Here is a 25,674-nt window from a genome sequence, read left to right as displayed (position 1 = left end):
ATCTCCGGTCTTAAAGACGGGAGAAATCATTGAAAAGTGCAAGCCCCATCAACAACACCAGCAAAACTGAACCAATGCGGTAACTGAAGTCCTGAACTCGCTCGGAAACTGGCCCACCCTTAAGCTTTTCTATTGCGAGAAACAGCAGGTGTCCACCATCTAATACCGGTAATGGGAAGAGGTTGATGATCCCCAGATTGACGCTAATGAGCGCCAAAAACGTGAGATAAGACACCAAACCATATTCAGCTGACATTCCTGCGCCCTGTGCGATGGAGATTGGGCCACTCAGATTGTTCAGCTTCACATCTCCGGTAATTAACTTACCCAGCATGCTCACAGTGAGTTTCATCAGTTGCCAGGTTTTATCCCCGGCTTCATAAAACGCCACAAACGGACCATACTGACGGATAGTTTTATACTCATCAGGCAGCGGTATCACCTTCGGTACCACACCAGCAAAACCCTGTATTTTGCCTTTGCCTGCGGACTTCGTGTCCGGCGTCAGTGTTAACGTGACAGGATTTCCTGCCCTTTCAACCTCCAGCGCGATGGGTTTACCCGGATTGTCCCTTACCTGGATGACAAAAGACTGCCAACTTTCCAGAATCTGACCATCGACTTTAACGATCCTGTCCCCGGCTTGCAAACCCGCCTTTTGAGCGGCTGAATCTGGCTGCACCTCCTGCAGAACAGATTCTATCTGCGGCCCTCTCGGAATCATACCCAGAGATACCACGGGATCCTGCTTTTCAGGATCAAAGTGCCATTGACGCAGATCCAGGGTTTTCTCAACGACCTGGGACGAGCCAAATTGCGCCACGCCAACCGTCGTTTGATCATCACCAATTTCGCCCATTAACGCCATGCGAACTGAATCCCAATCAGGCGTTTCGATACCAGCAACAGATTTTAGTTCCATTCCGGGCGAAATATTGGATTGTGCGGCAACTGAATTGACAGTGACATTTGCCACGACAGGACGCACGCTCGGCACGCCGATGACGAAAACCAGCCAGTAAGCAAAAACCGCAAAAATGAAATTAGCGACAGGTCCGGCACTGATGATAGCAGCACGTTGCCAGATTTTTTTGTTATTGAAAGATTGGTGACGAAATTCAGGCGCGACTGCCTCGACACGCTCGTCGAGCATCTTAACGTAGCCCCCGAGCGGAATGATGGCCAGAACATACTCGGTCCCCTGACGGTCAGTACGGCGCCATAGCGCACGTCCAAACCCGACAGAAAAACGTTCAACACGGACACCACAACGACGAGCAACCCAGAAGTGGCCGAACTCGTGCACGGTGATAAGCACCCCCAATGCGACGATAAAGGCGGCCAGGCTCCAGAGTATGTTCATCATATGTCTAACTATTCCTTAGAAAACTTCTACCGTCATGGACGGATTAATACACTAACAGCATCAGACAGGCGAATACAGGGACTGCAGCCGTCAGGCTGTCGATACGGTCCAGTATACCGCCATGACCCGGGATCATATGACCACTGTCTTTGATACCTGCCTCGCGTTTGAACATACTTTCCGTCAGGTCGCCCAGCACAGACGCCAGTGCAGCCACAACGGAACAAATTAATAAGGTTGAAGGTACCACATCAAGAGGCGCATAGCGGCCAAATAGCCAGGCTATCAGGGCTGAAGTCAGAAGACCGCCAGTAAACCCTTCCCAGGTTTTTCCCGGGGATACTTTAGGAGCAAGCTTATGCTTACCCAGTAATTTACCAAACAGGTAAGCACCGGAGTCTGCCCCCCAGACCAGTAGCATCACATATAACAACCACCATGCGCCAGTATGATGATTTTCCGCATAACCGTATTGGCGCAGTGCGACCATCCCCCAAAAGAAAGGCACAATGGTCAGTATGCCAAAGACCAAACGCAGCACACGAGAGTGGCGCCAGAAGGCTGCCGAAGCCGGATACCCAACCACCAGCACCAGGGCCAGACACCACCAGGCAAGCGCTGCCCATAAGGAGCCTGCGACTTGCAACAAATGCACGCTTTGCTGGTAAGCCGGAATGCTCAGCATCATCGCCGCCAGCAGAAAACCACATAATATAGCCAGCCATATGCGCTGATTACGGCTTGCAAAACCGGCCAGTTGTCCCCACTCCCACGCAGCCAACATGCACACAACTAACGTCACGATGGCAAAACCGACAGGCGGTAACAAAAAGAGTGCTGCAATAACAATCGGTATTAAAATCAGAGCTGTGATAATGCGATACTTCAGCAAATGTTCTCCCTAGGACGCATCAGCGCCGATAGGTGTAGTCCCTCCGAAGCGGCGCTCGCGATGGGCAAAAGCCGTCAGCGCACCTTCAAAGGTATTTTCATCAAAATCAGGCCAGAGGACATCGGTAAAATAGAGCTCCGCGTAAGCAATTTGCCACAGCAAAAAGTTACTGATCCTATGTTCCCCACCGGTTCTGATCACCAAATCGACAGGTGCCAGTTCACTCATACAGACCGCTGAATTCAGCAATTCTTCGGTAATCTGTTCTGCCCGCAGTGTGCCCGCTTCAACCTGACCCGCCAGCGTTTTAACGCCTTGAATAATATCCCATCGGCCACCATAGTTCGCAGCAATGTTCAGGGTAAGTCCGTCGTTATTTTGAGTAAGTGTTTCTGAACGACGAATGCGTTCCTGCAGACGAGCACTAAAGCGACTGACATCGCCAATGACCCGAAGCCTGACATTATGTTTATGCAGGCTTTTAATTTCACTGTCTAATGCACGGACAAACAACTCCATCAATGCAGAGACTTCCTGAGCCGGACGATTCCAGTTTTCACTGCTAAAGGCATAAAGCGTGAGTGCATCGAGATGATGACTGGCAGCAAAACTCACCGCTTTGCGCACCGACTTCACTCCCGCTTTATGACCGAACACCCTCATTTTACCCTGACGTTTTGCCCAGCGTCCGTTACCGTCCATGATAATGGCAACATGGCGAGGCTGAGCGCAATACATATCAGACATCTGTTGATTTTCGAGGGACATAACGCGTACTCATTTCCTTTTATCAGAACACAACGGCTTTCTGGCTGGCATAACATTCTTCTGGCTGACGCCCGCTGGCGGCCTACCTTTCTGTCGCTGATGCGACTACACGCGCAAAAAAGCCGTGTCTCCCTTGCAGGCACGGCTTACACAGACAGATCACCGATTCCACCTTTAACATTCAGGCTCTGAAAAGCCAAATCTACTGTCAGTGTGGCGCAGACTATACCATTTCAATGTGATGCTAACAAACTGCTGCATAAGTACAAAAATAGCCTTAGAGCGCAAATCTATGAAGTTTCTCACACGCACTGGCTCTCGCCTGTGCGTCGATCTCCAACACTTCCTCAACAGAATCAGGTTCAGCACTCACTATCTGCTCCATCACCTGTCGATTCAGGAAAGCAATGTCGGTAAAACGAATCTTGCCATTGAGGAACGCAGCCACTGAAATTTCATTTGCGGCATTCAGTGCCGTCGTTGCTGCCTGACCGGTGTTGCTGGCTTCAATAGCGAGTTGCAAACAAGGATAACGGATGTAATCCGGTGCACTGAAAGTCATCGCACCCATATTACAAAAATCCAGCGCTTCGACTTCGGTTGTGACCCTGTGCGGATACGCCATCGCATGCGCAATCGGGGTGCGCATATCCGGTGAGCCCAACTGAGCCAGCACGCTACCATCGCAATAACGCACCATGGAATGGATCACAGATTGCGGATGAATAATCACTTCCATTTCAGCCGCAGAGGCATTAAATAACCAGCGGGCTTCAATATATTCCAGCCCTTTGTTCATCATGGTGGCTGAGTCGACGGAAATTTTACGTCCCATAGACCAGTTAGGATGTGCACAAGCCTGATCCGGTGTGACATCACGGAATTTATCCAACGGCAATTCGCGGAACGGGCCACCGGATCCGGTTAAAATAATGCGAGAGATCCCATGGCTTTCGAGGGAAGCATATCCCAGTTGTTTCTGAACAGATTCAGGCAAACTCTGGAAAATCGCGTTGTGCTCACTGTCGATAGGCAATAGCTGAGACTGACTCTGGCGGACTGCGTCCATAAAAATGCGCCCGCAGGTCACCAGCGATTCTTTATTCGCCAGAAGTACCTGTTTACCTGCGCGCACAGCGGCGAGTGTCGGTAACAAGCCCGCTGCACCCACTATAGCCGACAGCACCTGATCCACATCATCAAGAGCAGCCAGTTCAGCCGCAGCATCAGAGCCAGAAAGCACCTCAGTACGGCTTGCGTGTTCTGCCAGAATGGCTCTCAGCGCGCGGGCAGACGGTTCATCCGCCATCGAAGCGTATTCAGGGTGAAACTCGAGACACTGCTGCGCCATAACGTCAACATTACGCCCTGCAACCAGTGCTTTAACGGAAAAATCGTCAGGATTAGACCGGACAACGGAAAGCGTGCTGGTGCCGACAGACCCTGTCGAACCAAGAATAGTCATTTTTTTCATGAAAATGCCCGGAATAGCGCTCGTAAATTTGGAAAGTGCACAGTCTGAAACCTCTTATCTGGCTTGTCTATGAGATTGTGCGAACCAGTAAAAAATTTAAAGCCTGCTAAAAAACAAAGCGCCGCAATTGCGGCGCTTTAGGAGAGACTTAAACCGGATTAAAATTCCATTAACTCGGTTTCTTTCTCGCTCAAAGCAACGTCGATTTTCTTGATGAAAATATCAGTCAGTTTCTGAATATCGTCCTGAGAACGACGGTCTTCATCTTCACTGATTTCTTTATCTTTCAACAATGCTTTGGTTTTATCGTTCGCATCACGGCGGACGTTACGTACGGAGACACGGCCCTGCTCTGCTTCGCCACGCACGACCTTGATGAGATCCTTACGACGTTCCTCTGTCAGTGCAGGCAATGGAACACGGATTGTCGCACCCGCAGAAGACGGGTTGAGGCCCAAATCAGAAGTCATGATCGCTTTTTCAACAGCAGCGCTGATGGAGCGATCGAATACAGAGATTGCCAGAGTACGGGAATCTTCCACCGTCACCTGGGCCAGTTGACGCAGAGGCGTTGCTGAACCGTAGTATTCCACCATGATGCCATCCAGGATGCCCGGAGATGCACGGCCGGTACGGATTTTGCTGATATGGGTTTTGAATGCTTCAACGCATTTTTCCATACGAATTTCAGCGTCTTTTTTGATTTCGTTAATCACGTTGTGAACCTTTGAAAGCTGATTACCTGGCAGACCATAACATCAGTATAGTCCGTGAATACTCATGCCAGCAGAGACTGGCTGAACGTAATGTTCAATTGTGAAGGATCATTCCGCTTTAGAAATCAGCGTTCCTTCATTTTCACCCATCACCACGCGACGCAGTGCGCCAGGCTTATTCATGTTGAAGACGCGAATTGGCAGATTGTGATCGCGGGCCAGCGTAAAGGCAGCCAGATCCATTACTTTCAATTCCTGTTCCAGCACTTCCTGATAGGTCAGTGTTTCGTAAAGTGTCGCATCCGGGTTTTTCACCGGATCAGCTGAATACACACCGTCAACTTTGGTGGCTTTTAATACCACATCAGCTTCGATTTCAATACCGCGCAGACACGCGGCTGAGTCAGTGGTAAAGAAAGGATTGCCGGTACCGGCAGAGAAAATTACCACGCGGTTATGACGCAGCAAGCTGATGGCCTCAGCCCAGCTGTAATTATCACACACACCGTTCAAAGGGATCGCAGACATCAGGCGTGCGTTAACATAGGCACGGTGTAATGCATCACGCATTGCCAGGCCATTCATGACAGTTGCCAGCATACCCATATGGTCGCCTACAACACGATTCATGCCCGCCTGTGCCAGACCCGCGCCACGGAATAGGTTACCGCCGCCGATCACAACACCTACCTGAATGCCGAGTTCGACCAGCTCTTTCACTTCCTGAGCCATGCGATCTAATACACTCGCGTCGATACCAAAACCTTCACTACCCTGCAGGGCTTCGCCACTGAGTTTGAGCAGGATACGTTGATAAACGGGTTTCGCATTGGTAGCCATGGTGTCTGTCCTAGAAGCAATGTGTCTTAATGGATAGTCGGTTTTTACATCATAGCGTTGTCTGAATGACTTCACGCACAATGTAATAGGAATTTGGGGCTGGATAAAACGGAACCGCCCTTTCGTAGCGGTTCCATTTTAGGGTGTATCAGATACTGATTAAGACTGTTTAGTCATTGCTGCAACTTCAGCAGCAAAGTCAGTCTCAACTTTCTCGATACCTTCGCCCACTTCAAAGCGGATGAAGTTAATCACGTCAGCATTGTGTTCTTTCAGAACCTGACCCACAGTTTTGCTTGGGTCGATAACGAAAGGCTGACCTGTCAGAGAAACTTCGCCGGTGAATTTCTTCATGCGGCCTTCAACCATTTTCTCTGCAATTTCTTTCGGTTTGCCAGACTGCATCGCGATGTCCAGCTGAACCTGATACTCTTTTTCTACCACTTCAGCAGACACGTCCTCAGGCTTAACGAATTCTGGTTTGCTTGCTGCAACGTGCATAGCAATTTGCTTAACCAGTTCTTCATCAGCGCCTTTAGCCGCAATCAGAACACCGATACGTGCGCCGTGCAGGTAGCTGCCCAGCACATCGCCTTCAAGAATTTGAACGCGACGAATGTTGATGTTCTCACCGATTTTAGCAACCAGCTGAATACGCTCTTCTTCGAACTGAGCTTTCAGGACTTCAACGTCAGTCACTTTGCCTGCAACAGCAGCGTCCAGCACTTTGTCAGCAAAAGCCTGGAAACCAGCATCTTTAGCCACGAAGTCAGTCTGGCAGTTAACTTCCAGAATCACGCCGAAGTTGCCTTCGATTTTGGTTTTGATCACGCCGTCAGCAGCTACGTTGCCTGCTTTTTTCGCCGCTTTGATCGCGCCAGATTTACGCATGTTTTCAATTGCCAGCTCGATGTCGCCGTTAGCTTCAACCAGAGCTTTCTTACAATCCATCATGCCAGCGCCAGTACGTTCGCGCAGTTCTTTTACCAGGGCAGCGGTAATATCAGCCATTGTATTTTCCTCGATTATCTCAGTGCAAAAAGGGTTTTTGCGGTGAGATATTTCTCGCATTTAAGATAAGCAAAGGGGGCCAATAAAGGCCCCCTAACCAACATATTTCAATACCTGGTTAATAAGGGCTCTGCTGAGCTTGCCTTATTATTCAGCTTCTACGAAGCTTTCTTCTGCCTGAACAGCCAGATCTTGCGAACGGCCTTCACGGACAGTGGCAGCAACAGCGCTCAGGTACAGATTTACTGCACGGATTGCGTCATCGTTACCTGGGATAACAAAGTCAACGCCATCCGGATCGGAGTTGGTATCAACAATGGAGAATACCGGGATACCCAGGTTGTTAGCTTCTTTGATTGCAATGTGTTCGTGATCAGCATCGATTACAAACAGAGCATCAGGAAGACCACCCATATCCTTGATACCACCCAGGCTGTTTTCCAGCTTAGCCAGTTCACGAGTACGCATCAGCGCCTCTTTCTTGGTCAGCTTCTCGAAAGTGCCGTCCTGAGACTGAATTTCCAGATCTTTCAAACGTTTGATGGACTGACGAACGGTTTTCCAGTTAGTCAGCATGCCGCCCAACCAGCGATGGTTCACGAAGAACTGGTCGCAGTTGTGTGCAGCTTCTTTTACCGCTTCGCTTGCTGCGCGTTTAGTACCAACGAACAGGATCTTACCTTTACGGGAGGAGATCTTCTGCAACTCAGCCAGAGCTTCGTTGAACATTGGAACAGTTTTCTCAAGGTTGATGATGTGAACCTTGTTACGAGCGCCGAAGATGAATGGCTTCATTTTCGGGTTCCAGTAACGGGTTTGGTGACCGAAGTGAACACCGGCCTTGAGCATATCGCGCATGGAAACAGTTGCCATGATAAAACCTCTATTAAGTAGTTGGGGTTATGCCTCCACGTATCCCATACAACCGACCCTGCAGAACGAATTCCCAAGGCACCCCGGCGTATGTGTCGATACGTGTGTGTTATTACTTACGTTAATAAGTACACAATGAGTGATTTTGGCTTTAATCCCTCAGCGTCGTAAGACTCAGAGCGGATTGCCGGCGCGCTTTATACCATAAATAACGGCCCGGCAGCAACTTTTGTTCAGCAGATTGCTTCACGGGAAATGATAGTTTGGCAGCAAATATCAGGGCTGATACCATAAGTCACAGCTTATTATTGACGACATCGGTGTAGAAATAAAGCACACCTGATGCACAGAACCCGCAGGACAACACATGGCTATTTCAATCAAAACCCCCGAAGACATCGAGAAAATGCGCGTTGCTGGCCGTCTGGCCGCAGAAGTGCTGGAAATCATTGAACCTTTCGTTAAACCGGGCGTGAGCACGGGTGAGCTGGATCGCATATGTGCCGATCATATCGTGAACCAACAACAGGCGGTTTCAGCCTGCCTGGATTACCACGGTTTCCCGAAATCTGTTTGTATCTCCGTTAATGAAGTGGTGTGCCACGGTATTCCGAGCGAAGATAAGTTTTTGAAAGAGGGTGACATCGTCAACATTGACGTTACGGTGATTAAAGACGGTTTCCACGGCGATACATCCAAAATGTTCATCGCGGGTAAACCGACGATTTTGGGCGAGCGTCTTTGCCGTATCACCCAGGAAAGCCTGTATATCGCCCTGCGCATGATCAAACCGGGTATCCGCTTGCGCACGCTGGGTAAAGAGATCCAGAAATTCGTTGAAGCCGAGAAATTCTCTGTGGTACGCGAATATTGCGGTCACGGCATTGGCGAAGGTTTTCACGAAGAACCTCAGGTGCTGCATTATGACGCAGATGACGGCGGTGTGGTGTTACAGGCTGGCATGGCCTTTACCGTTGAACCTATGGTCAATGCGGGTGATTACCGTATACGCACCATGAAAGACGGCTGGACAGTAAAAACTAAAGATCGCAGCTTGTCGGCTCAGTACGAGCATACTATTGTGGTCACAGATAACGGTTGTGAAATTATGACGCTGCGTAAGGATGACACCATCCCGGCTATCCTGACGCACGACTAAACAGTCACCCGCTCTGCGGAGAGGGTATAAATCTGTGAATCAAACCGGCGAAAGCCGGTTTTTTTATCTTTCACGTTTATTGGTCTCTCACGTGTAGGGCTGCGCACCCATGATTGAAAACTATTCGGCTGAAAAGAGCCTGCAACCGCAAACCACGCAGGATCTTATCCGCACTTACCCGCCACAGCCCGCCTCCCCTTCTGCCTATCCGGACGACGATTTAAACCGTCAGAGCCTGAAACAACATATGGAGCAGTTTCAGGTGTGGCTGGCAGATGCCTTCAATGCCGGGCAACGGGCGGAAGATCTGGTGGATGCCCGGACGCATTACATCGATCAACTTTTGCAGCGTCTGTGGACGTTCTATGGCTTCGACAATATTTGTGAAACTGCGATGGTGGCCGTCGGTGGCTACGGGCGCGGCGAATTGCATCCTTTATCAGATATTGATGTTCTGGTGCTCAGCCAGAAACGTCTCAACGATGAACAGGCGTTGCGGATCGGTGAGCTGATTACGTTGCTGTGGGACCTTAAGCTGGAAGTCGGACACAGCGTGCGTACGCTGGAAGAGTGTCTGCTGGAGGGATTAGCTGATTTAACGGTGGCCACCAACCTGATTGAATCCCGCCTGATTTGCGGCGATGTCGCGCTGTTTCTCAGTATGCAGAAACACATTTTCAGTGACGGATTCTGGCCTTCGCCAAACTTTTTCCGCGCCAAGATCGATGAACAGAATGAACGCCATCAGCGTTATCACGGTACCAGTTATAACCTTGAGCCGGATATCAAAAGCAGCCCCGGCGGACTGCGCGACATTCACACCATTTTATGGGTGGCCCGCCGCCATTTTGGTGCCACATCGTTAGATGAAATGGTGGCCTTTGGTTTCCTGACTAAAGCCGAGCGCAACGAACTGCTGGAATGTCAAAGCTTCCTGTGGCGCATCCGTTTTGCCCTGCACTTGCTGCTGCCACGCTACGACAACCGCCTGCTGTTTGATCGCCAGCAAAGTGTGGCACAGCTGTTGCAATATCAGGGGGAAGGCAATCAGCCCGTCGAACGCATGATGAAAGATTTCTACCGCATGACCCGCCGGGTCGGTGAGCTGAATCAGATGTTATTGCAGTTGTTCGATGAAGCGATTCTGGCCATCGGCCCGAATGAAAAACCACGGCCGCTTGATGAGGATTTCCAGCTGCGTGGTGACCTGATTGACCTGCGGGACAGCACCCTCTTTGACCGCCGTCCGGAAACGATCATCGGCATGTTCCACCTGATGGTGCGCCATCGCGAAATCAAAGGCATTTACTCCACCACCGTCCGCCTGTTGCGCCATGCCCGACGCCATCTCAAAGAGCCTCTGTGTATGATCCCGCAGGCACGTGAAATGTTTATGTCGATTCTGCGCCATCCAGGGGCCGTGTCACGTGCGCTGGTGCCGATGCATCGTCACAGCGTGCTGTGGGCGTATATGCCGCAATGGGGGCAAATCGTCGGACAGATGCAGTTTGACTTGTTCCACGCTTATACGGTCGATGAACATACCATTCGTGTTTTGCAAAAACTTGAAAGCTTCGCCCATGAAGAAACCCGGCCAAAGCACCCTTTATGCGTGGAATTGTATCCGCGTCTGCCACAGCCGGAGCTGTTGCTGATGGCTGCCTTGTTCCACGATATCGCCAAAGGCCGTGGCGGCGATCACTCGATCCTCGGTGCGCAGGATGTGCTGGAATTTGCCGAACTGCACGGGCTGAATTCCCGCGAAACACAGCTGGTGGCCTGGCTGGTTCGCTGTCACCTGCTAATGTCAGTGACAGCGCAACGCCGGGATATTCAGGATCCTAATGAAATTCAGCAATTTGCTGCGGAAATGCAAAGCGAAGTGCGCCTGCGCTATCTGGTCAGTCTGACCGTGGCAGATATTTGTGCCACTAACGAAACGCTGTGGAACAGCTGGAAACAGAGCCTGATACGCGAACTGTATTTTGCCACCGAAAAGCAATTGCGTCGCGGCATGCAAAACACGCCGGATCTTCGCGAACGTGTGCGTCATCACCGTCTGCAGGCGCTGGCATTGCTGCGTATGGACAATATCGATGAAGAAGCACTGCACCGGATCTGGAGCCGCTGTCGTGCAGATTATTTCCTGCGCCACTCACCCAATCAGCTGGCCTGGCACGCAAGACATCTGCTGGAACACGACTCCGCCAAACCGCTGGTGTTGGTCAGCCGTCAGGCAACGCGTGGCGGTACCGAAATATTCATCTGGAGCCCTGACCGGCCTTATCTGTTTGCCACCGTCGCCGGTGAGCTGGACAGGCGTAACCTGAGCATTCATGACGCACAGATTTTCACTAACCGCGATGGTATGGCGATGGACACCTTTATCGTGCTGGAACCGGATGGCAGTCCGCTGGCACAAGATCGTCATGAAGCGATCCGTTATGCGCTGGAACAATCCATGACGCAGGCTTATCAGCCACCCCGGACCCGGCATCCTTCGCCGAAACTGCGCCATTTCAGCGTGCAGACAGAAGTCAGTTTCCTGCCTACCCATACGGACCGCCGGACGTATATGGAACTGGTGGCGCTGGATCAGCCCGGCCTGCTGGCACGCGTCGGGGAGGTCTTCTCTGATCTCGGCCTGTCGCTGCACGGTGCGCGCATATCAACCATCGGTGAACGCGTAGAGGATTTATTTATTCTGGCAAATGGTGAGCGTCGTGCGCTGGATAATCAAACCCGCAAGGAAATCACACGCCGGTTAACTGAGGCACTCAACCCTGGCGACAAAATGTGATACAAGTACCACTATCTTTTAAAACCAATTCAGGAAAGAGAACAGGATGCAGCAACTACAAACCGTTATTGAACAAGCCTTCGAGCGCCGTGCAGATATCACCCCGGCTAACGTTGACAGCGTAACGCGCGACGCTATCACTGAAGTTATCAGCAAAATCGACAGTGGCGAATTGCGTGTTGCTGAGAAGATTGATGGCGAATGGGTGACGCATCAATGGCTGAAGAAAGCGGTACTGCTCTCGTTCAGAATCAATGACAACCAGGTTATGGAAGGCGGTGAAAGCCGTTACTTCGATAAAGTGCCGATGAAATTCGCGGACTACGATGAAGCGCGTTTTCAGCGTGAAGGCTTCCGCGTGGTCCCCCCAGCGGCAGTGCGTAAAGGCGCATTCATCGCACGTAATACAGTGCTGATGCCTTCTTACGTCAACATCGGCGCTTACGTTGATGAAGGCACCATGGTAGATACCTGGGCGACTGTCGGTTCGTGTGCACAAATCGGTAAAAACGTTCACCTGTCTGGTGGCGTGGGTATCGGCGGCGTTCTGGAGCCACTTCAGGCTAACCCGACTATCATCGAAGATAACTGCTTCATCGGCGCACGTTCAGAAATTGTTGAAGGCGTTATCGTTGAAGAAGGCTCTGTGATTTCCATGGGCGTTTACATCGGCCAGAGCACCAAAATCTATGACCGCGAAACTGGCGAAGTACATTATGGCCGCGTACCCGCAGGCTCTGTTGTTGTTTCCGGTAACCTGCCTTCAAAAGACGGTAAGTACAGCCTGTATTGCGCGGTTATCGTGAAGAAAGTAGATGCGAAAACGCTGGGCAAAACGGGTCTGAATGAGTTATTACGCACTATCGACTAAACTTGAGAAAAGCGGGTATTAATAACCCGCTTTTTTATCTTCTAAACGGCAAAGTGTGCAATTAATCAATGATTAAAGCCGCCGTTCAGTTCATCATGACACTCTGATTTATTCTCCTAAACGAAGGTGGCGCTATGTATGACAATCTGAAAAGCCTGGGCATTAATAATCCCGACGATATTGATCGTTACAGCCTGCGTCAGGAGGCCAATAACGACATTCTGAAGATCTATTTCCGCAGAGATAAAGGCGAGTTTTTTGCTAAAAGCGTGAAATTTAAATACCCGCGCCAGCGTAAAACTATCGTTGCCGATAATGCCGGCCAGGGTTATAAAGAAATTCATGAGATCAGCCCGAATCTGCGGTATGTGATTGATGAGCTGGATCAAATCTGTCAGCGTGATCAGGTCGAAGTGGATCTGAAACGTAAAATTCTTGATGACCTGCGTCATCTCGAATCCGTCGTGGCAAATAAAATTTCCGAGATTGAATCTGATCTGGAAAAACTCACCAACGGTCGCTGATAAATTCCGGTCAGAAGATGCGAATACAAAAAAGGTCAGGCTTTCGCCTGACCTTTTGAGGGTGCGGAGAACACGTCAGGGCGTGACGTTATTTAAGCAACTGTCCCCATTTTTCCACCCACGGAATCGCAACGGTTTCCGGCTCTGCAGTTTCCATCGCATCAATTTCCAGCATTTCGCCAATGCGCGACGCACCCTGCTCCTGCAATAAATCATCCAGTTTATGCCCGCCACCACAGAAATGATCGTAGCTGATATCACCCAGCGCAATCATACCGTAACGCAACTCCGGCTGATAACCGACAGTATCGCGGATGGCAACATATAACGGCGCGATATTGTCCGGTAAATCGCCCTGACCGGTAGTGGACGTCACAATCAGCACAAAATGATGGCGATAATACTGCCAGGCTTCCAGCGTGCCTTCCTCGAACAATTTCACCTCATGCCCCTGGCCTTTCAGCACGGTTTCCGCTTCTTCTGCCACCAGTAACGCATTGCCGTATACCGTACCGACAAAAATTCCGACTTCTGCCATGGGATTCACTCCTGTGTGAGGCCAATATTTCAATCAAAGGACTTAAATTTGTGGACTATCCTGACCGTAAGTTTCCGCAAACTCAACCCTTTCAAGCTGAGGGATTTTTCCCTGCCAGCCAAACTGCGTCACCACATTTTGCCAGCGATGATCCCAGCGCGCATGTAATGACAATAATTCTCCGGTCACCGGATGCGGCAGTTGCATATGGCTGGCGTGCAGCATCAGTCCTGAACAACCAAAATGCTGCGCCATGCCACGGTTTTGCTTTAAATCTCCGTGCGCGCTGTCACCGATAATCGGGTGGCGCAAATGCGACATATGGCGGCGCAACTGATGCTTGCGACCGGTTTCCGGTTTCAGTTCTACCAGGCTATAACGCGCCGTATCGTAACGACCGATAGCCACCGGCATTTCAACCTGAGCCAGGACGCGATAATGCGTGACGGCAGGCTGTGGCGCTTTATCCGGACTGGCAAATTTATCAGCGATTTTATCAAGCTCTTCCGTCAGCGCGTAATCGAGCGTACCGTCTTGCGGCACATATCCGCGAACCACCGCGTGATATACCTTGCTCATCTGATTATTTTCAAACTGCTGAGACAGCAAACGCGCCACCTCGCTGGACAGCGCCAGCAGCAACACACCGGATGTCGGCTTATCCAGCCGGTGAACCGTAAACACATGCTGACCAATCTGATCACGCAATGTTTGCATCACAAACACCGTTTCATGGCGATCCAGCCAGCTGCGGTGCACCAACATGCCCGCCGGTTTATTCAATGCGATCAGATATTCGTCCTGATACAAAATTTCCAGCATGTCAGTCTTCTATGTTCAGCAAATCGTCGAGGCGTTGCAACTGAGCCAGCAAACGTATTGCTTCAGGCATTGCCACTTCAAAATAAGGGGTGATAGCAAAACGGGTTGGCAAGGGCGCCTGGGCCTCAAGCAACGCGTACATACGGGGAACCAGTACCCATTGCAGCCATTGTTCAGCAGACAGGGTATCCACTGAAAACGGTTCTTTGCTTTCAAAGGCTTCCGCTTCCGGCGGCGTGGCATGCCACAATTTATCATCACGCATGACCTGTTCGATATCTTCTAAAATCTGGCGAACCTGGTTTTCTGTATTCATCAATGCCTCTCTTCGTTCATGGCCCCGGGCAGCCTACGCCGGGCGGCGCAAAGCATAACATTGAAGGACTGATGCCCCAACTTTCTGCATCGTATCCAATTTAACTATTCAGCCATAAGTTTTTCGTGGTAGCGATAAACGCCCGATACGGGCAAACTACCGCCACTTTTTTCTTTACAGATGTGTCCAATGTCCGCACAACACACTCAGAAAGCCCATGCAACACCCGCCAAAGCGATGCTGGCCTCCGTGACCGGGTACGCCATGGATGGTTTCGATTTACTGATCCTCGGCTTCATGCTCCCGGCCATCACTCACGAATTTAGCCTGTCGTCCTCACAAAGTGGTTCACTGGTCACCTGGACCCTGATTGGCGCCGTACTTGGCGGCGTGATTTTCGGGCCAATCAGCGATCGTTTCGGCCGCATCCGTGTACTGACCTTCACCATTGGGATGTTCTCCCTGTTCACCGGTTTATGCGCTTTCGCACAAGGCTACTGGGATTTGCTGGTCTATCGCACATTGGCCGGTGTCGGGCTGGGTGGCGAATTTGGTATTGGCATGGCGCTGATTGCAGAAGCCTGGCCCGCTGAAAAGCGTAACCGCGCCTCGGCTTACGTGGGTATGGGCTGGCAACTGGGCGTGTTAATGGCAGCCTTCCTGACGCCACTGCTGCTTGGGATTATCGGCTGGCGTGGCATGTTCCTGGTCGGTCTGCTGCCGGCACTGGCCTCTTTCCTCATACGCCGTACAATGGGCGAACCGGAAGCCTTTGTAAAAAACGCCCAGACCCGCAACGACGGCACGCTGTTTAGCCGTATCAGGCTACTGTTCCGTGATAAAGCCACCACCAAAGCCAGCATCGGCATTCTGATCTTATGTTCTGTTCAGAACTTTGGTTATTACGGTCTGATGATCTGGATGCCAAGTTATCTGTCGAAAAACTTTGGCTTCTCACTGACCAAATCTGGGCTGTGGACTGCTGTGACCGTTGTCGGTATGACCTTCGGCATCTGGCTGTTCGGCATGCTGTCCGACCGTTTCCCTCGCTGGAAAATCTTCCTGATTTATCAGATTGGCGCTGTTGTGATGGTGTTATGTTACGCGCAGTTAACTGACCCGACGCTGATGTTGTTCGCAGGTGCGCTGATGGGGATGTTCGTGAATGGCATGATTGGGGGTTACGGCGGCCTTATTTCCGATCTCTATCCGGTGCGTGTCAGGGCGACGGCGCAGAATCTGTTATTTAATCTCGGGCGCGGCGTCGGCGGTTTTGGCCCGCTGGTGATCGGAATACTTGTGGCACAGGTGTCATTTACCGCAGCAATTACGTTGCTGGCGGCGATTTATCTGCTGGATATTTTTGCCACCCTATTTCTGCTGCCGAAAAAACAAGGGCAGGATGATGTGTTAGGGGCGATTGGCTGAGTCAGTGGCTGGCGCTTCCGGCGGAATAGAAGCGTTTAACGAGGCAATATCTATATCTATCATTAAAAAGTTGGGGGCACTGTTTTCACAGTGCCCCCGGTTCGTTTTATAGCAATCCAGCTACCTCAGTGCTCCCTGCTCAATCCCTGAAAACTTTTCCTGTGGTTATCCTAACCGGCTATCCTTTGCATCGTCCCACTTTCATCCTGACGGGCTATCCTAAATCATCCTGACTAAAGTCCCTTGGTCATCTGTGACCCGCTCAGCTTCCTTTGTGAGCTCTCTTCTCCGTCCTGGAGGTGTCCCTGGTTTCGTCCTGAAACATCCTGGCATAATCCGATGCCGTCCTGACTCTTCCTGAGCCGTCCCCTTCTTTTATGAATCAGCCATCATCCTGATGTTCTGCTTCATGCTTCCTTAGTGCACAACTAGAATCGTTGATTTCGCGCTTCCGGGCAAGACAGGCTGTAAGCCAAAATCAGGCCAGGTAAGCCATGCCACAAACGATTCTGCTTTTAACTTATTGATTATAAAAATTATAAGTATTTTTATCGCAAACTTACTAAGTCAAATTAACGAGATCTCTTACAGGCTTTGTGAGAGATCTCTCACACGCTTGTGAGCCATTTATGCTCTGCGGGACGGAGTTTCAGATCATGATCAGGCGGGATAAACCGGGGTCAGCATTGTAAGGAATTCTGATAGCGATGGCGAGAGCAGCGTTCGTTTTTTACTGCCGAACTGTTCCAGCACGACATTACCGGTCACATTGCATAACGACACCATATCCAGCTCGGAATCTGTAGTCGCCAGGAAAACTGTTGGCGTCAGTTTCAGCCGCTTTTGGGTAACCAGATGCCCGATCAGATTTTCCTGCAAACGGGTGAAATCTTCCTGGCTCCAGACCTGCAACAGCGTCAGCGGATTTCCCTGCCAGCTGGCGGCCATATCCCCTGCATACTGCGTTGTGTAAAACTCATGAGCCTCAGAACGCAGTTGTAACTCCAGCGCCCGCTCCACATTTTGCAACGTCGCGTCAGGTGTAAATGTCTGCGTCAGCCAGAAAACTTTTTCATCTTCGGTTTTGATCACGCACGGCGAATCAACACCAAAAAGGGCTTCGCTGGCGGGTGGCATGCCGGTTTCCTCCTGCCAGAGTTCGACATAACGCTGAGTAAATCCTCGCAATGCTACAGAAACTTCAGACTCCATAATTCTCTCATCTTCCGGTAAGGCTGGGGTAAACTAGGGGATTATTTTCTATTGTACCTATTTCGTAAGGTGACAGCATGCCCTCATATCAGGATAACCCCGCACTGGCGCAACTGACGCTGGGCAAAAGCACGGCTTATGTCGATCAGTACGACGCCTCTTTATTGCAGGCTGTTCCGCGCAGCATGAACCGGGAGCCGCTGGGCCTCTATCCGGATAACTTACCCTTTCATGGCGCAGATATCTGGACGCTATATGAATTGTCCTGGCTGAATGCCAAAGGCCTGCCGCAGGTTGCCGTGGGTGAAATCAGTCTGAATGCCAACAGTCAGAATCTGATCGAATCCAAAAGTTTCAAACTCTATCTGAACAGTTTCAATCAGACCGTTTTCCCGGACTGGCAGGCGGTGCAGGAAACACTGACTCGTGATTTAAGTGCCTGCGCGCAAGGCGAAGCCACGGTAACCGTCAGCCGCCTGTCTGAGATTGAAGGTTCACCCGTCGGACATTTTGACGGTGTTTGCATTGATGAACAGGACATTGAAATCGACAGCTATGAGTTCAGCACCGATTATCTGGCCGGGGCCAAAGGCGACGAGATGGTTGAGGAATCGCTGGTCAGCCATTTGCTGAAATCCAATTGTCTGATCACCCATCAGCCTGACTGGGGTTCCGTTCAGATCCACTATCGTGGCCCGAAAATTGATCGTGAAGCACTACTGCGTTACCTGGTTTCTTTCCGCCATCATAACGAATTTCACGAACAGTGCGTTGAACGCATCTTCAATGATCTGCTGCGTTTCTGCCAGCCGGAAAAGCTTGCCGTTTATGCGCGCTATACACGCCGCGGCGGTCTGGACATCAATCCATGGAGATCCAACTTCCCGTTTGAACCTGCAACGGCAAGACTTGTCAGACAATAATGCGAGACGTTGCTCAAGAACTGAGCTAACGCTCTGTCAGCATTGGTAAAAGCCTGATGGCGGGGTTACTGTTAAATCGCATACGGCGCAAAAAACATGATCCGAAAATCATGCGTCGCAATCAGGTAGCAGAAAGAATCACTGCACCCGTTGGTGTCAAGGAGCAACTTTGATTACACATATCAGCCCGTTAGGCTCAATGGATTTGTTGTCACAGCTGGAAGTTGACATGCTCAAACGTACAGCGAGCAGCGACCTCTACCGTCTTTTCAGAAATTGTTCACTGGCCGTGCTTAACAGCGGCAGCCAGACTGACAGCAGTAAAGAACTTCTCGACCGTTACGAAAGCTTTGATATCAATGTGCTGCGCAGAGAGCGTGGCGTAAAACTCGAACTGGTAAACCCGCCGGAAGACGCTTTTGTTGATGGCAGGATTATCCGCTCACTCCAGGCCAATCTGTTTGCGGTCCTGCGGGATATCCTGTTCGTGAGCGGGCAAATCGACAATGCCGGTCGTTTTCAGAACCTGAATACTGAAAATTCAGCGCACCTGACCAACCTGGTGTTCTCTATCTTACGCAACGCCCGCGCCCTGCATCTGGATGAAGATCCGAACATGGTGGTGTGCTGGGGCGGACACTCAATCAATGAAATTGAATATCAGTATGCCCGCAACGTCGGCAGTCAGCTGGGTTTGCGCGAACTGAATATTTGTACCGGCTGTGGTCCGGGCGCAATGGAAGCACCGATGAAAGGTGCTGCCGTCGGCCATGCTCAACAACGCTACAAAGCGGGCCGTTTTATTGGCATGACAGAGCCGTCGATTATTGCCGCTGAGCCACCCAACCCCCTGGTCAACGAACTGATCATCATGCCGGATATCGAAAAACGGCTTGAGGCGTTCGTCCGTATTGCCCACGGGATCATTATCTTCCCGGGCGGTGTAGGTACCGCTGAGGAATTGCTGTATCTGCTGGGTATTTTGATGGATCCGGAAAATAGCGATCAGGTTTTACCGCTGATCCTCACCGGTCCGAAAGAAAGCGCCGATTACTTCCACGTTCTCGATGCCTTCATTAAAGAAACGCTGGGTGAAGAAGCCTGTAAGTTCTACACCATCATCATCGACGATCCGACAGAAGTCGCCCGCCAGATGAAACGCGCCATGCCGCTGGTGAAAGAAAACCGTCGTAACAGCGGTGATGCCTACAGTTTCAACTGGTCGATTCGCATTGCGCCCGATTTGCAGCATCCGTTCGAGCCAAACCATGAAAACATGGCGAACCTGAATCTTTATCCGAACCAGCCACCGCAGGAACTGGCCGCTGCACTGCGCCGCGCCTTCTCCGGTATTGTGGCGGGTAACGTGAAAGAATTTGGAATTCAGGCTATCGAAAAACACGGCCGCTTCAAGCTGCACGGCGATCCGGCATTAATGAAAAAAATGGACAGCCTGCTGCAAGGTTTCGTCGCACAGCACCGCATGAAATTGCCGGGCAGCGCCTATATTCCTTGCTATGAGATTTGTGCCTGATTTACCGGCCACACTTCGAAAGCAGATCTAAGGGCGACGTGAGTCGCCTTTATTATGGAGATTATCATGGCTATACATCTGCTGATTATCGATGCCCTGAACCTGATCCGCCGTATTCATGCGGTTCAGGGGTCGCCTTGTCTGATGACATGCCAGAACGCCATCGGCCAGCTGATTCAGCATACACAGCCCACACATGCCGTGGCCGTATTTGACGAAGATGACCGGGCAGACAGCTGGCGTCATCAGTGTCTGCCAGACTACAAAGCCGGGCGCTCACCGATGCCCGATAACCTGTTTGCGGAAATGCCCAGTCTGAAGGCCGGTTTTGAAGCGCAGGGGATCGCCTGCTGGCATTCTGCGGGTAATGAAGCGGACGATCTGGCGGCAACGCTTGCAGTCAAAGTGTCATCCGGTGGCCATCAGGTCACCATCGTTTCAACTGATAAAGGCTATTGCCAACTGCTGGCACCGAATATTCAGATCCGCGATTACTTTCAGAAACGCTGGCTGGATATGCCTTTTGTGCAGGATACGTTTGGCGTATTGCCTCAGCAACTCACCGATTACTGGGGTCTCGCCGGGATCAGCAGCAGTAAAATTCCGGGTGTACCGGGAATTGGCCCGAAAACAGCGGTGACATTACTGAAACAGACCGGTTCGCTGGACGAGATTTACGACAATCTGGAGGGTGTGCCGGAAAAATGGCGTAACAAGCTTGAAGAGCATCGTGAACTGGCATATGCCTGCAAACGGGTTTCGACGCTGCAAACCGACGTCGTCCTGGACGGCAACTTACAGCAACTGCGCCTGCCATAAAATGGGGGTAAAAAGGCGCTTCTTATTAAGAAACGCCATAACCAGATACTCAAAATAATTCGAGTTGCAGGAAGGCAGCAAGTAAGTGAATCCCGAATCGCTTACATGAGTAAGCGATTCGGGTGAGCACATGCAGCCAACACATCAGCAACTCGAAGTATGACGAGTATCAGCGATCACGCTCGTCGCGGCGCCCGCCAATAGCCGACCAGAAACGGCGGATATGTACGGTGACTTCTTCACGATCGTGATAAAGCTGTTTCGCAAAGATCTCGGCATTCACGCCATTTTCTTTCAGACGTTCGTCGATGCGCTCAAGAATGTTAGAGACTTCTTCGTAGCGCTTTTTCATCGGCAACTTAAGATTGAAGATTGCCTCACGACACCAGCCATTGACCAGCCAGTCACACATGAGTGCAGCCACTTTCGCCGGTTTTTCGACCATGTCACACACCAGCCAGTAATTCTTGGTACTGGTGGATTTATAACGGAAGCCGTCTTCACGCAGATGAATAACCTGACCGGTTTCCATCAGGCTTGGCGCCATCGGACCGTTGTCGACTGCCGTGACCATCATGCTGCGTTGTGTCAGCTGATAGGTCCACCCGCCCGGACAAGCCCCTAAATCGACCGCGTACATGCCACTTGCCAGGCGTTCATCCCACTCATCAGCCGGAATAAAGACATGGAAAGCCTCTTCAAGTTTCAGCGTCGAGCGGCTTGGCGCTTCGGAAGGGAACTTAAGGCGCGGGATACCCATATAAAACGGTGAATTGTTATTGCTGTAGGAATACCCCACATAACAGCACCCCGGCGCGATAAAGAACACATGCACGACCGGACGCAGCGCATTTTCTTTTTTGCCCAGAACCTTGCATTCGCGCATCGCAGAACGCAGCGGCACCGTCAGTTTGCGACAGAACTTGGTCAGCTCTTTACTTTCATTAGTATCCGGCACTTCAACGCGAAGTTCACCCCCGTTGGTGATCACGTTCTGGACCATCCCGACGATCGGAGAAACACGATCTTCCGGCGGTAAATCTTTGAGTAATTCACCTACCACAATTAACTGACGGGCAAAAATCAGCTCACGGAAAGGCAGTTCTTTAGCGATGCGGTCAGCATCATCAGGCTGATAACATTCAAATAATACATAACCGCTGTTTTCTTTGACGCGGGCAAAACCGAAGATTTCCATCTTTGCGGCTTTATCAGTAATTTCTGCTGCGCATTCTTTTTCAAAACCCTGACGGCAGTAGAGAGCAACTTTATTCATGGCGTTCGGCCTTTTTCTTCAGGCGCAATGCGCCGATCAACAACAAAATCCAACCGACCAGAAACATGGTACCGCCAATCGGAGTTACAAAAACGAATAAACGGAGGTGTGACAGCGCAAGGCAATAAAGGCTGCCGCTGAATAAAACGGTTCCCAGCGCTAAAAAGGCGCTGCTCCAGTAGAACCACACATTGCGCTGGCGTTGCATCGCAACACCCAGAATCATTATCGCAAGCGTATGTATACTTTGATAAGTTAAGCCGGTATGGATCCACGTCATTTCGGCTTCGCCAAGCGACTGGCTCAATACGTGTGCGCCAAAAGCACCGAAAGCGACGTAAATAAAACCGCTGATCGCGGCGAAAATCAACATTGCACGACTGGTCATTATGCGATACCCGTTATCGTTATTTGCCGATGAAAATCCTGATTAACCCATCTCATCAGCAGACTCACGGTTTCTATCCCCGGCGATCAGGCCTCATGCCTGATCGAAACGAAAGCGCAGTTTTTCCTGCTCGCTGGCTGCACGCGCGAGGATCCACTGACGAAAGGCGGCTATTTTACCCAGTTCTGCCTGACTGTCATGACAAACCAGATAAAAAGCATTTTTACTGATTAAAACTTCACTGAACGGACACACCAGACGTCCGGCCTCAATTTCGGTCTGCGCCATAACATTATTGACCAACGCAATACCCTGACCGTGGACGGCAGCCTGAACCACCATCGCACTGTGGCTGAAGATAGGTCCCTGCTGCACGTTCACGTGTTGTAACCCAAGCTGTTTGGTGTACGCCAGCCAGTCGCGACGGGAAGCATCGTGCAGCAAGGTATGATGGCTTAAATCGGCGGGTTCCTTCAGCGGATTATCCCCCATCAGCAATGAAGGGGAGCAGACCGGCAGTAAATATTCCGCATACAATCGCTCTGCCCGCAGCCCCGGCCAGTTACCCCGGCCGTGGAATATGGCGACGTCAACATCGTCGGCCAATTTATCTTCTTCACGGTCCACAGCCTGGATACGCACATCAATGCCCGGATAAGCTGAGTTAAAGCCAGACAACCGTGGCACCAGCCATTGAATCGCAAAACTTGGCGGCAAACTGACGGTCAGCGCGCCTTTGGCACTGCGTGCCTGAAGTTTACGCGTGGCTTCATTGAGAGCAGAAAATATCTCTTTAATATCCAGATAATAACTCTGCCCTTCTTCGCTCAGTAACAAAGAGCGATTGCGTCGGCGAAACAGCTTTAGCCCTAAAAAGTCCTCAAGTGACTTAATCTGGTGGCTAACCGCGGCTTGCGTGACAAATAATTCCTCGGCAGCCTTAGTAAAACTAAGGTGGCGCGCTGCGGCATCAAATACCCGCAAAGAGTTCAGAGGCGGTAAACGTTTTGACATAGAATGGATACTTCTTATTCGCCGGTTAGCGGGACGCCTGTCCGTAGGTTTTGGTATTAGTTTTTTTAATCCGAGACATTATAATTTGTCCGTTGAGGATGTACAGGCAAAAACCTATAGTGGCGCCACTTCCTGAGCCGGAACGAAAAGTAAATTGGTATGAGGATGCTGAGATACTTTTGGCTTGTGGTTGTGATGTTGTGTTTGCAATTGTCTGGCAATCCAGACGCGTAGCGTAAATGCTACTCACTTTTCACTTCCTGTACATTACCCTGTCTGTCCAAAGTGATTTTTTAGCACCGCAATTTGCGGTGCTTTTTTTTGCCCTTTTTACTGCAAAAGAGCCGCAAAGAAAGCACAATGCGGTACAAAGGCGAGCGCATAATGTGACAAAACCGGCCTCATCGCAAGAGGGGCCGGTTTTGTCATAAAGCAACGTGTGAGGTTACCTGAGCGACTGGCTCAAGGTATTCACGTCAGGGATCAATTCCCTTCTGCCATTTCTTTGATTTCAGATTTATTGATCTGCTGCTTGTTGCCATACGCATCGGTATAACTGATCATACCGGTATCACTGTCCGTGCTAGGTTTGCCTTCAGCAACAATGGTACGGCCATCATTGGTATGCATCACATAGTTGCTCGAACAGGCGGCAAGTGTTGTCGTCAGCAGTGCAGCTGAAATTACGGCGGCGATCTTCTTCATCTTAGACTCCTTGCAGATTAATATGCTTCAAATTCCTGGTAGGACTCCAGGCTAATGCTTCTAGTCTTCGTAATTCAGCATAACAAACCTCTGATAAATTTCCAGGTAACCATTCCTAAAATGAATAAGCGGCGGCTATTACAGATAAAACTGTATTCTTTCACTCAGGCCGAAGGATCTGATTTCGTATGACTGATTTTAACCCCCGGGATTTTCGTCAACAGTTTCCTGCGCTGTCTCAGGGACAATGTTATCTCGACAGCGCTGCCACGGCGCTGAAGCCACAGGCGGTGATCGAGGCCACCCTGAATTTCTACTCACAGGAAGGAGCCACCGTTCACCGTAGTCAGCATCATGCGGCACAAACCCTCACAGATCACTACGAGCAGGCCAGAATGCTGGTGGCACAGTGGATTAACGCCCCGCGTCCTGAAAATATCGTCTGGACGCGGGGGACCACAGAGTCCGTCAATATGGTCGCGCAAGGCTGGCTGCGCCCGCGTTTACAGCCCGGCGACGAAATTATTGTCAGTCAGGCTGAACATCACGCCAACCTTATTCCGTGGCTGATGGTAGCTGAGCAGTGTCAGGCGCAGGTGATTACGTTGCCGGTGGATGAACACGGTATTGCGGATATCACCGCCCTCTCTGCCCTGCTGAACAATAAATCCCGCCTGCTGGCACTGACGCAAATGTCCAATGTCACCGGTGGCATGCCCGATATAGCCCGCGCCATTGCGCTGGCACACGCTAACGGCACCGTCGTTCTGATCGATGGCGCGCAAGGCGTTGTTCATTGCCCGCCAGACGTACAACAACTCGATATCGACTTTTACGCCTTCTCCGGCCATAAGCTGTACGGGCCGACAGGCATCGGTGTGTTATATGGCAAAACTGAATTACTCGAGAATATGGCCCCCTGGCAAGGCGGCGGCAAAATGCTGACTCAGGCCTCCATGACCGGTTTTACCCCGCAGGCTGTTCCTCACCGCTTCGAAGCGGGTACGCCCAACATTGCCGGTGTAATCGGCATGTCAGCAGCCCTGAAATGGTTAACAACCGTTGATCTGCACGCCGCGGAGAAATATACGCAAAATCTGGCGAATCTGGCTGAAGAACAACTTAAACAGATTGACGGTTTCCGCAGCTTCCGCTGTCAAAATTCATCCGTTCTGGCATTCGATATCGCCGGTGTGCATCACAGCGATCTGGTGGCATTGCTGGCTGAACAGGCCATTGCCGTGCGCGCCGGACAGCATTGCGCCCAGCCATTGATGGACGCTCTGGGCATCAGCGGAACATTACGGGCCTCATTTGCGCCGTATAATAATGAACAGGACGTTATGCGGCTGGTCAGCGCGGTAGAATATGCCCTCGACCTGTTAGCCGGTTAATTCATTTTTTT

At 50.8% G+C, this 25,674-nt stretch carries 25 protein-coding genes; 9 read left to right on the top strand and 16 right to left on the bottom strand.

The window, feature by feature from the left end; translation table 11 throughout:
• Positions 1-10: 10 nt before the first annotated feature.
• From rseP to rpsB, 8 genes are all read right to left on the bottom strand, one after another.
• On the bottom strand, positions 11-1,366 hold the full coding sequence (gene rseP, locus ETV65_RS20820) for a sigma E protease regulator RseP (RefSeq protein WP_129954980.1): 1,356 nt from the start codon (positions 1,364-1,366) through the stop codon (positions 11-13).
• Positions 1,367-1,409: 43 nt separating this feature from the next.
• Entirely contained in the window at positions 1,410-2,258 is an 849-nt protein-coding gene (gene cdsA, locus ETV65_RS20815; protein ID WP_129954979.1) for a phosphatidate cytidylyltransferase, read from the bottom strand.
• Between the two features lie 9 nt (positions 2,259-2,267).
• Entirely contained in the window at positions 2,268-3,026 is a 759-nt protein-coding gene (gene ispU / locus ETV65_RS20810; protein ID WP_129954978.1) for a (2E,6E)-farnesyl-diphosphate-specific ditrans,polycis-undecaprenyl-diphosphate synthase, read from the bottom strand.
• Positions 3,027-3,303: 277 nt separating this feature from the next.
• Entirely contained in the window at positions 3,304-4,500 is a 1,197-nt protein-coding gene (gene ispC, locus ETV65_RS20805) for a 1-deoxy-D-xylulose-5-phosphate reductoisomerase (RefSeq protein ID WP_129954977.1), read from the bottom strand.
• A 158-nt stretch (positions 4,501-4,658) separates the two neighbouring features.
• Positions 4,659-5,216: a ribosome recycling factor gene (gene frr, locus ETV65_RS20800; protein ID WP_129954976.1), complete on the bottom strand. Its 558-nt coding sequence runs from the start codon at positions 5,214-5,216 to the stop codon at positions 4,659-4,661.
• 108 nt (positions 5,217-5,324) lie between these two features.
• On the bottom strand, positions 5,325-6,056 hold the full coding sequence (pyrH, locus tag ETV65_RS20795; RefSeq protein ID WP_129954975.1) for a UMP kinase: 732 nt from the start codon (positions 6,054-6,056) through the stop codon (positions 5,325-5,327).
• A gap of 159 nt (positions 6,057-6,215) precedes the next feature.
• Entirely contained in the window at positions 6,216-7,067 is an 852-nt protein-coding gene (gene tsf, locus ETV65_RS20790) for a translation elongation factor Ts (RefSeq protein ID WP_129954974.1), read from the bottom strand.
• Between the two features lie 147 nt (positions 7,068-7,214).
• Positions 7,215-7,940, bottom strand: coding sequence for a 30S ribosomal protein S2 (rpsB, locus tag ETV65_RS20785; protein WP_013574193.1), 726 nt, complete (start codon positions 7,938-7,940; stop codon positions 7,215-7,217).
• Positions 7,941-8,307: 367 nt separating this feature from the next.
• On the opposite strand from rpsB, the gene map reads away from it, so the two are divergent.
• The 4 genes from map to ETV65_RS20765 all read left to right on the top strand — a co-directional run bounded on the left by map (position 8,308) and on the right by ETV65_RS20765 (position 13,294).
• Positions 8,308-9,099 carry a type I methionyl aminopeptidase gene (map, locus tag ETV65_RS20780; RefSeq protein ID WP_129954973.1) on the top strand — a complete coding sequence of 264 codons (792 nt, stop codon included), beginning with the start codon at positions 8,308-8,310 and terminating at the stop codon, positions 9,097-9,099.
• Positions 9,100-9,208: 109 nt separating this feature from the next.
• The gene (glnD, locus tag ETV65_RS20775; protein ID WP_129954972.1) at positions 9,209-11,899 is read left to right on the top strand and encodes a bifunctional uridylyltransferase/uridylyl-removing protein GlnD; all 2,691 of its coding nucleotides are present in this window, start codon (positions 9,209-9,211) and stop codon (positions 11,897-11,899) included.
• Between the two features lie 46 nt (positions 11,900-11,945).
• On the top strand, positions 11,946-12,770 hold the full coding sequence (gene dapD / locus ETV65_RS20770; protein ID WP_013574190.1) for a 2,3,4,5-tetrahydropyridine-2,6-dicarboxylate N-succinyltransferase: 825 nt from the start codon (positions 11,946-11,948) through the stop codon (positions 12,768-12,770).
• A gap of 134 nt (positions 12,771-12,904) precedes the next feature.
• A complete protein-coding gene (locus tag ETV65_RS20765) occupies positions 12,905-13,294 on the top strand; it encodes a DUF3461 family protein (protein WP_013574189.1) in 390 nt (129 codons plus the stop codon).
• An 88-nt stretch (positions 13,295-13,382) separates the two neighbouring features.
• Here ETV65_RS20765 and ETV65_RS20760 read toward each other — a convergent pair whose 3' ends face one another.
• Genes ETV65_RS20760 through ETV65_RS20750 form a run of 3 tightly spaced genes read right to left on the bottom strand, consistent with a single transcriptional unit; the run spans position 13,383 to position 14,970 of the window.
• Positions 13,383-13,832, bottom strand: a complete 450-nt coding sequence (locus ETV65_RS20760; protein ID WP_129954971.1) for a flavodoxin — start codon at positions 13,830-13,832, stop codon at positions 13,383-13,385.
• A 42-nt stretch (positions 13,833-13,874) separates the two neighbouring features.
• Positions 13,875-14,654: a tRNA pseudouridine(65) synthase TruC gene (truC, locus tag ETV65_RS20755; protein ID WP_129954970.1), complete on the bottom strand. Its 780-nt coding sequence runs from the start codon at positions 14,652-14,654 to the stop codon at positions 13,875-13,877.
• A 1-nt stretch (position 14,655) separates the two neighbouring features.
• Complete coding sequence (locus tag ETV65_RS20750; protein ID WP_129954969.1) at positions 14,656-14,970, bottom strand: YqcC family protein; 315 nt, start codon at positions 14,968-14,970, stop codon at positions 14,656-14,658.
• A 189-nt stretch (positions 14,971-15,159) separates the two neighbouring features.
• Here ETV65_RS20750 and ETV65_RS20745 point away from each other — a divergent pair, with 189 nt between their 5' ends.
• Complete coding sequence (locus ETV65_RS20745) at positions 15,160-16,398, top strand: MFS transporter (protein WP_129954968.1); 1,239 nt, start codon at positions 15,160-15,162, stop codon at positions 16,396-16,398.
• 660 nt (positions 16,399-17,058) lie between these two features.
• Here the strand turns inward: ETV65_RS20745 and syd are convergent.
• Complete coding sequence (syd, locus tag ETV65_RS20740) at positions 17,059-17,610, bottom strand: SecY-interacting protein (RefSeq protein WP_129954967.1); 552 nt, start codon at positions 17,608-17,610, stop codon at positions 17,059-17,061.
• 77 nt (positions 17,611-17,687) lie between these two features.
• Between syd and queF the strand changes: the two genes are divergently transcribed.
• The 3 genes from queF (at position 17,688) to xni (ending at position 20,886) form a co-directional block, all read left to right on the top strand.
• On the top strand, positions 17,688-18,533 hold the full coding sequence (gene queF / locus ETV65_RS20735; RefSeq protein ID WP_129954966.1) for an NADPH-dependent 7-cyano-7-deazaguanine reductase QueF: 846 nt from the start codon (positions 17,688-17,690) through the stop codon (positions 18,531-18,533).
• 169 nt (positions 18,534-18,702) lie between these two features.
• Positions 18,703-20,067 (top strand): nucleotide 5'-monophosphate nucleosidase PpnN, encoded by a 1,365-nt coding sequence (gene ppnN, locus ETV65_RS20730; RefSeq protein ID WP_129954965.1) that lies wholly within the window; start codon positions 18,703-18,705, stop codon positions 20,065-20,067.
• A gap of 66 nt (positions 20,068-20,133) precedes the next feature.
• On the top strand, positions 20,134-20,886 hold the full coding sequence (gene xni / locus ETV65_RS20725; protein WP_129954964.1) for a flap endonuclease Xni: 753 nt from the start codon (positions 20,134-20,136) through the stop codon (positions 20,884-20,886).
• A 169-nt stretch (positions 20,887-21,055) separates the two neighbouring features.
• Here the strand turns inward: xni and rlmM are convergent, their stop codons facing one another.
• From rlmM to ETV65_RS20705, 4 genes are all read right to left on the bottom strand, one after another.
• On the bottom strand, positions 21,056-22,162 hold the full coding sequence (gene rlmM, locus ETV65_RS20720; RefSeq protein WP_015696079.1) for a 23S rRNA (cytidine(2498)-2'-O)-methyltransferase RlmM: 1,107 nt from the start codon (positions 22,160-22,162) through the stop codon (positions 21,056-21,058).
• A complete protein-coding gene (locus tag ETV65_RS20715; protein WP_129954963.1) occupies positions 22,155-22,550 on the bottom strand; it encodes a DUF423 domain-containing protein in 396 nt (131 codons plus the stop codon). Before ETV65_RS20715 ends, rlmM begins: the two co-directional genes overlap by 8 nt.
• Before the next feature lie 93 nt (positions 22,551-22,643).
• Positions 22,644-23,564, bottom strand: coding sequence for a transcriptional regulator GcvA (locus ETV65_RS20710; RefSeq protein WP_129954962.1), 921 nt, complete (start codon positions 23,562-23,564; stop codon positions 22,644-22,646).
• Between the two features lie 483 nt (positions 23,565-24,047).
• On the bottom strand, positions 24,048-24,269 hold the full coding sequence (locus ETV65_RS20705) for a YgdI/YgdR family lipoprotein (protein ID WP_013574177.1): 222 nt from the start codon (positions 24,267-24,269) through the stop codon (positions 24,048-24,050).
• A 188-nt stretch (positions 24,270-24,457) separates the two neighbouring features.
• Between ETV65_RS20705 and csdA the strand changes: the two genes are divergently transcribed.
• The gene (gene csdA, locus ETV65_RS20700; protein WP_129954961.1) at positions 24,458-25,663 is read left to right on the top strand and encodes a cysteine desulfurase CsdA; all 1,206 of its coding nucleotides are present in this window, start codon (positions 24,458-24,460) and stop codon (positions 25,661-25,663) included.
• The last annotated feature ends 11 nt before the right edge of the window (positions 25,664-25,674 follow it).

It is taken from the genome of Rahnella sp. RFA10(1/100), assembly GCF_004195115.1.
GTDB lineage: Bacteria > Pseudomonadota > Gammaproteobacteria > Enterobacterales > Enterobacteriaceae > Rahnella > Rahnella perminowiae.
Note: the sequence above shows the minus strand (reverse complement) of the source record. Positions and strands in the feature narration are given on the sequence as shown.

Excerpts from the sequence above, each read along its gene's own strand:
- rseP (WP_129954980.1), bottom strand. The coding sequence starts at position 1,366 with ATGATGAACATACTCTGGAGCCTGGCCGCCTTTATCGTCGCATTGGGG.
- ispU (WP_129954978.1), bottom strand. The coding sequence starts at position 3,026 with ATGTCCCTCGAAAATCAACAGATGTCTGATATGTATTGCGCTCAGCCT.
- ispC (WP_129954977.1), bottom strand. The coding sequence starts at position 4,500 with ATGAAAAAAATGACTATTCTTGGTTCGACAGGGTCTGTCGGCACCAGC.
- pyrH (WP_129954975.1), bottom strand. The coding sequence starts at position 6,056 with ATGGCTACCAATGCGAAACCCGTTTATCAACGTATCCTGCTCAAACTC.
- tsf (WP_129954974.1), bottom strand. The coding sequence starts at position 7,067 with ATGGCTGATATTACCGCTGCCCTGGTAAAAGAACTGCGCGAACGTACT.
- rpsB (WP_013574193.1), bottom strand. The coding sequence starts at position 7,940 with ATGGCAACTGTTTCCATGCGCGATATGCTCAAGGCCGGTGTTCACTTC.
- map (WP_129954973.1), top strand. The coding sequence starts at position 8,308 with ATGGCTATTTCAATCAAAACCCCCGAAGACATCGAGAAAATGCGCGTT.
- glnD (WP_129954972.1), top strand. The coding sequence starts at position 9,209 with ATGATTGAAAACTATTCGGCTGAAAAGAGCCTGCAACCGCAAACCACG.
- dapD (WP_013574190.1), top strand. The coding sequence starts at position 11,946 with ATGCAGCAACTACAAACCGTTATTGAACAAGCCTTCGAGCGCCGTGCA.
- ETV65_RS20765 (WP_013574189.1), top strand. The coding sequence starts at position 12,905 with ATGTATGACAATCTGAAAAGCCTGGGCATTAATAATCCCGACGATATT.
- ETV65_RS20760 (WP_129954971.1), bottom strand. The coding sequence starts at position 13,832 with ATGGCAGAAGTCGGAATTTTTGTCGGTACGGTATACGGCAATGCGTTA.
- truC (WP_129954970.1), bottom strand. The coding sequence starts at position 14,654 with ATGCTGGAAATTTTGTATCAGGACGAATATCTGATCGCATTGAATAAA.
- ETV65_RS20750 (WP_129954969.1), bottom strand. The coding sequence starts at position 14,970 with ATGAATACAGAAAACCAGGTTCGCCAGATTTTAGAAGATATCGAACAG.
- ETV65_RS20745 (WP_129954968.1), top strand. The coding sequence starts at position 15,160 with ATGTCCGCACAACACACTCAGAAAGCCCATGCAACACCCGCCAAAGCG.
- syd (WP_129954967.1), bottom strand. The coding sequence starts at position 17,610 with ATGGAGTCTGAAGTTTCTGTAGCATTGCGAGGATTTACTCAGCGTTAT.
- queF (WP_129954966.1), top strand. The coding sequence starts at position 17,688 with ATGCCCTCATATCAGGATAACCCCGCACTGGCGCAACTGACGCTGGGC.
- xni (WP_129954964.1), top strand. The coding sequence starts at position 20,134 with ATGGCTATACATCTGCTGATTATCGATGCCCTGAACCTGATCCGCCGT.
- rlmM (WP_015696079.1), bottom strand. The coding sequence starts at position 22,162 with ATGAATAAAGTTGCTCTCTACTGCCGTCAGGGTTTTGAAAAAGAATGC.
- ETV65_RS20715 (WP_129954963.1), bottom strand. The coding sequence starts at position 22,550 with ATGACCAGTCGTGCAATGTTGATTTTCGCCGCGATCAGCGGTTTTATT.
- ETV65_RS20710 (WP_129954962.1), bottom strand. The coding sequence starts at position 23,564 with ATGTCAAAACGTTTACCGCCTCTGAACTCTTTGCGGGTATTTGATGCC.
- ETV65_RS20705 (WP_013574177.1), bottom strand. The coding sequence starts at position 24,269 with ATGAAGAAGATCGCCGCCGTAATTTCAGCTGCACTGCTGACGACAACA.
- csdA (WP_129954961.1), top strand. The coding sequence starts at position 24,458 with ATGACTGATTTTAACCCCCGGGATTTTCGTCAACAGTTTCCTGCGCTG.